The organism is Neobacillus sp. BF23-41, from assembly GCF_041106275.1.
Map to the genome: position 1 here is coordinate 1 of NZ_JBGBPR010000072.1, position 4,356 is coordinate 4,356.

Genomic DNA, 4,356 nt, shown 5'->3' on the forward strand with positions numbered 1-4,356 from the left:
GGTTTTTGTGAAATGGACACAGAAAAACCCGAATAAGGGACTTTTTATAAAGTGTCCATTATTCGGGTTATAGTTCAGTGGCAGGTGTGGTTCTTTTCTGCCTAGTGACCGGCAAAATTGTTGAAATAGAAATCCTTGTCTTTTTTTACTTGATAGACGATCAACCGAAATGATATATTTTAACCTATTTTCCCCTTTCATAACATGAAAGCAATTAAAGTACAAAAATTGTTAATAAACAATAATTTTCAGATGGATTAAAATGGTATAATTGGACTATATATCTAAAACAGAACTTATGAATAAGAGAGATTTAAATGATGGGGTGTGGAAGATAATGCTAAAAAATCTTTTTAAAAAGAAATTAACAGTAAGAGAAGCAAGTGCTGCACTTGTCAGTACGATTTTAGAAGCATGCAAGACTGAATGGGACGAAGATTATAAGTTACTAAAACCTTATCTCAACGATAATTTGACCGAACAAGAATTGGAATATATACCTTTCGAAATTGCGTTAGCTATAGCCTCTATGGAATTACAAGTTGCTAGGAATTTATCTCCGGATATTGCAACTGAAGTATATGAAAATGTACTAGTTTTAATGGCTTATGATGAATGGAAAGATTATGTGATCGAAGCTATATCGATGGAATACATGCCGTATATGCAAAAGTCTATAAGAAATAATGAAAACCCGTTGGAAGAAGTCTGTAGAATACTTTCAAACAAGATAGGTTTTAACTTGGATGTACTTTCGGCAACAGTGTTAATGTCCGTTATTGCTACAAAAATTCAGTATTGGAAATTTATCACTCAAAACTATAAGGTAGTAAAGAATTGAGAAATTAATGAAAAACAAAAAAATTTTATATATGCTAATTTTTGTTGTTGTTGGTTGGATTTTTTATAAATTTATTGATGCTACTTATCTAGAAAAACAAAGAATATACAGCTATGGCGAAATGTATTTAAAGGAAAAGGATTATCTAACGGCTATTGATAGATTTGAAGAGATTAAAGGATTTAAGGATTCTGACAAGAGGATTCAGCAAACCTACAAAATGATGATGAAAAAAAGCATGAAGCTTTTAAATGACGGAGATTTATATGATGCTGGAGTTTTATTGGATGTTTTGGCGGAGGTGCCAGAATATAAGGAGCAGGCTGAAACGGCTTCCAAAAAAGCAGACGAATTGGCAGCTAAATACCTTGCAGAAAGAAGAGAAAAATTAAGAGATACGGAACCTTATGATGGAATGGCTGCAAGTGATATTGATTATTCAGGTTGGGGACCTCCTACAACGATTGAACGAGATGTAAATTATTATTCTTATAGAAAAGAAAGACAGGTTGAACACTATAAATGGATCACTCAAGATCAATTTGGACGGATCACACAGATAAAAACGCTGATGGTCAGGCAAGGAGCTGTATGGGGAGAACCATCCGTATCAAATTATTATGTTGGTCAATAAGTTATTTCACTGTATGGAGGTCTTTAACAATGAATGTTACCATCGAGATTCACTATGAAGCAGCTAGTAAATTAATGCAAAGAGCATCCTTTCCAACAAGAGGAAGAAAACCGGAACAAGTTGCGCTTGATTTTTGGAAAGAAATAAAAAAAGAATTATCCTACCGGGTTGAATTAGAGCAAGTTTTTGCTGGTGGGGAAGATATAACAGAGTTAGTAAAAAGGTTAGAAAGACATGAATTACATAATGTTTTTAATGATAATTTACCTTTTTAAAGAGCTTGTTTTAGAGAAATTCTTCAAAAAAACCCTTGAGAAGTCCCAGGACCTTGTTTCTTTCATTGTTACGAATTATGTGTGATTAATAAACCTCTTTCAATTAAGAAAAAAGAGGTTTTTAAGTATAAGGTAATATTAAAGGGGAATGAAAATATAATCACCAATGGATAGTGGAAGGTGGAAAGAGAATGAATGACACTGAATTTTTTCCTTGGGCTTTAGAAATATTTGACCAAATTGAAGGTAGTGAGGAATTTAAAAATCTTGACCCCGTAATAAGTAAATATTTTTACCATGTTTTCATAAAGATTAAAAGAAATTACTTAGCTATTAATCATTTATTTAAAGGGGAATGGGAGAATAGCTATATTGAATCAATCCCTTTAATAAGAATACTTGCTGAGGGTTATTTTCATTTTTGCTATATTATTGAAGAAACTAACAAGTCCTTAATTCCACTTGGTTATAACAAACTTGCAGAGTTACAATCCTATACAGTAGCCAAAAATTACAATGATCTTGGAACAAACCTACTACCTGAAGAGGAAGAATTTGTTCGCAAGCATTATAATGAAATAAAGGTAGAACCCAATCCACCCCTATATTTATCTCGAATTAAGAGATTAGTTAAGAAAACCCATAACGAATACTTATATACAAGGGTTTATAATGCGTTTAGTAGTTACGTACATTTTAATCCAGCTACATCTGTTATATATGGTACACAGATGGAAGACAGATTCGTCTTTAATAATATAAAGGAAAATGAACCTTTGGTTGATTCCTTAAAAAGTCATACAGACGGGATTATTATGTTATTTTTTACTAAGTTGATTGATTATTTAAAAATAGAGTCATTACATGAAGAATTCAATAAATACTATGATGAGGATAAAAAGGTATTTAAATTTAAGCATTAACTTGGGCTGTAGACCTCTTCCAAACAGAAGAGGTCTGTTTGTTGTGTTTATAAAAGCATAAATATCATTGTTTATAAAAATCTCCATGTATATCCTCCAGCTTTGGCACGTTTTCCTCTACAACATGCAGAAATATTTTTAAAACTAATTCCTAGTTCTTTATCAGCTTCAGATATACTATTATATATTTTATCTAATTCTACACATAGAACCTGTTTTTTAGCTTTTCCAGGATCCTTATAAACTATTTCGGTATTGTTATAAGCCTTCCCTTCTTCCCAAAAAGACCATTGCATATTCTTACATGTCTTAGAATTTCCCATACAACATCTATGGATTGAATTTATTGAAACATTATATTTTTTTGCCGCATCTTTCATGCTATCAAATATCTCTTGGGTATCAATACAAATAACTTTTTTTTGAGGTTTCTTCTCAATAATTTTTTTTTCTTTTTTAGGGGGCTTTTTGCTTTCAAATTCTTTTGGTCTATATGGTTTCCCTTCTACCCAATATGCCCATTCCATTCCACCTGCTTGACTAGTTATTCCTCTACACGCCATAGATACATTATTTATATTAAGGATAGTTTGGGCTTCTTTAATACTTTTATAAATAACACCTGTTGTTAAACATATAACTTCTCTTTGAGAAGGATTAACGTACTCTTTTATGTAATCTTCAAGCTTATATTCTCTATCCTCATAGTAGTAGTCCCAATGTAATTTTCCACTTGTTTCTCTTTCCCCTAATATAACTAAAGATATATTGGTTGCTCCTGTGAGCTCCTCTGCTTCAGTTATACTGTCATAAACTTTTTGAGTTTCAATTAGAAGGTCGGAAAGATAAACAAAGGGAGTTGGGCATATGTCCAGATTGCTAGGAGGAATTCTTGGTATTTATGTTGTGTTACTTTGGATTTTAAGTGGGATTATGCATTTGTGGACTGTTTGGATTGCCTACAAAATTTTCGGAATATTTATGGGAGGAGTCGCTTTCTTCTTCCCCGTCATATCCGAAGCAGTCATTGGATTCATGGGATGGAGAGGTTCTGTATTTGATTCACCATACATACAGTGGTTGATTGTGCTCGTTGCTGCATGGGTGGGTTATTATGCTATTGGTTTCATCGCAGCAGCTGTTGAAGATAGGCAAGAACGAAAACGATATATGTAGGAATCTGAATAGCAACCAATTTCAGGTCAATATAGTGTAAGAGCAAAGATCCTGCTGCCATAATGGTGGCTTTTCTTATTGGACTAACGGGAGTTTAGATGAAGAGAGCTTTTCTCTTTTTATGCTAAGATTTATAAAAGTTGTAAATCACATAAGCAGTTATTCATATTTTTGGATAACCTTATATTACGAACGGGTGCGTTAGTGTAGAATGGGTTGCTGAGGCAGCTCTTTTGCATTTTACGCTAACGGTACATTTAGTTTTACTAAAAAAATGAATTTATAGGTAAAATTGATTGAGTGAAAGTTTGTCCACTATTACGGTCTCAAAGGCGAGTGAACACAAGATGCACCATATAATTATAAAGATACATGAGCAATTTAGGTGATATTGTGAATCATTGTACTTAAGCTAACGGGGCAGGTTAGTTGAAGAACAGGATGGAAATATAGATGTTTTTATGTCGTATTTGACTAATACTGTGCAGTAATTCTTCTAAAGATGGA

General features: G+C 32.7%; 6 protein-coding genes. 5 read left to right on the plus strand and 1 reads right to left on the minus strand.

Annotated features, from left to right (window positions below; genetic code table 11):
- Window positions 1–337: 337 nt before the first annotated feature.
- The 4 genes from AB7942_RS30145 (at window position 338) to AB7942_RS30160 (ending at window position 2,673) form a co-directional block, all read left to right on the plus strand.
- On the plus strand, window positions 338–841 hold the full coding sequence (locus tag AB7942_RS30145; protein ID WP_369449735.1) for a hypothetical protein: 504 nt from the start codon (window positions 338–340) through the stop codon (window positions 839–841).
- Window positions 842–848: 7 nt separating this feature from the next.
- Window positions 849–1,475 (plus strand): hypothetical protein, encoded by a 627-nt coding sequence (locus AB7942_RS30150; RefSeq protein ID WP_369449736.1) that lies wholly within the window; start codon window positions 849–851, stop codon window positions 1,473–1,475.
- Window positions 1,476–1,504: 29 nt separating this feature from the next.
- A complete protein-coding gene (locus AB7942_RS30155) occupies window positions 1,505–1,750 on the plus strand; it encodes a hypothetical protein (RefSeq protein ID WP_369449737.1) in 246 nt (81 codons plus the stop codon).
- A 191-nt stretch (window positions 1,751–1,941) separates the two neighbouring features.
- Window positions 1,942–2,673, plus strand: a complete 732-nt coding sequence (locus tag AB7942_RS30160) for a DUF5677 domain-containing protein (protein WP_369449738.1) — start codon at window positions 1,942–1,944, stop codon at window positions 2,671–2,673.
- A gap of 71 nt (window positions 2,674–2,744) precedes the next feature.
- On the opposite strand, the gene AB7942_RS30165 is transcribed toward AB7942_RS30160, so the two are convergent.
- Window positions 2,745–3,200, minus strand: coding sequence for an NUMOD1 domain-containing DNA-binding protein (locus tag AB7942_RS30165; RefSeq protein ID WP_369449739.1), 456 nt, complete (start codon window positions 3,198–3,200; stop codon window positions 2,745–2,747).
- Window positions 3,201–3,540: 340 nt separating this feature from the next.
- On the opposite strand from AB7942_RS30165, the gene AB7942_RS30170 reads away from it, so the two are divergent.
- Window positions 3,541–3,849: a hypothetical protein gene (locus AB7942_RS30170; RefSeq protein ID WP_369449740.1), complete on the plus strand. Its 309-nt coding sequence runs from the start codon at window positions 3,541–3,543 to the stop codon at window positions 3,847–3,849.
- Window positions 3,850–4,356 lie beyond the last annotated feature (507 nt).

Coding starts and splice junctions, on each gene's coding strand:
- AB7942_RS30145 (WP_369449735.1), top strand. CDS start 338: ATGCTAAAAAATCTTTTTAAAAAGAAATTAACAGTAAGAGAAGCAAGT.
- AB7942_RS30150 (WP_369449736.1), top strand. CDS start 849: ATGAAAAACAAAAAAATTTTATATATGCTAATTTTTGTTGTTGTTGGT.
- AB7942_RS30155 (WP_369449737.1), top strand. CDS start 1,505: ATGAATGTTACCATCGAGATTCACTATGAAGCAGCTAGTAAATTAATG.
- AB7942_RS30160 (WP_369449738.1), top strand. CDS start 1,942: ATGAATGACACTGAATTTTTTCCTTGGGCTTTAGAAATATTTGACCAA.
- AB7942_RS30165 (WP_369449739.1), bottom strand. CDS start 3,200: ATGGAATGGGCATATTGGGTAGAAGGGAAACCATATAGACCAAAAGAA.
- AB7942_RS30170 (WP_369449740.1), top strand. CDS start 3,541: ATGTCCAGATTGCTAGGAGGAATTCTTGGTATTTATGTTGTGTTACTT.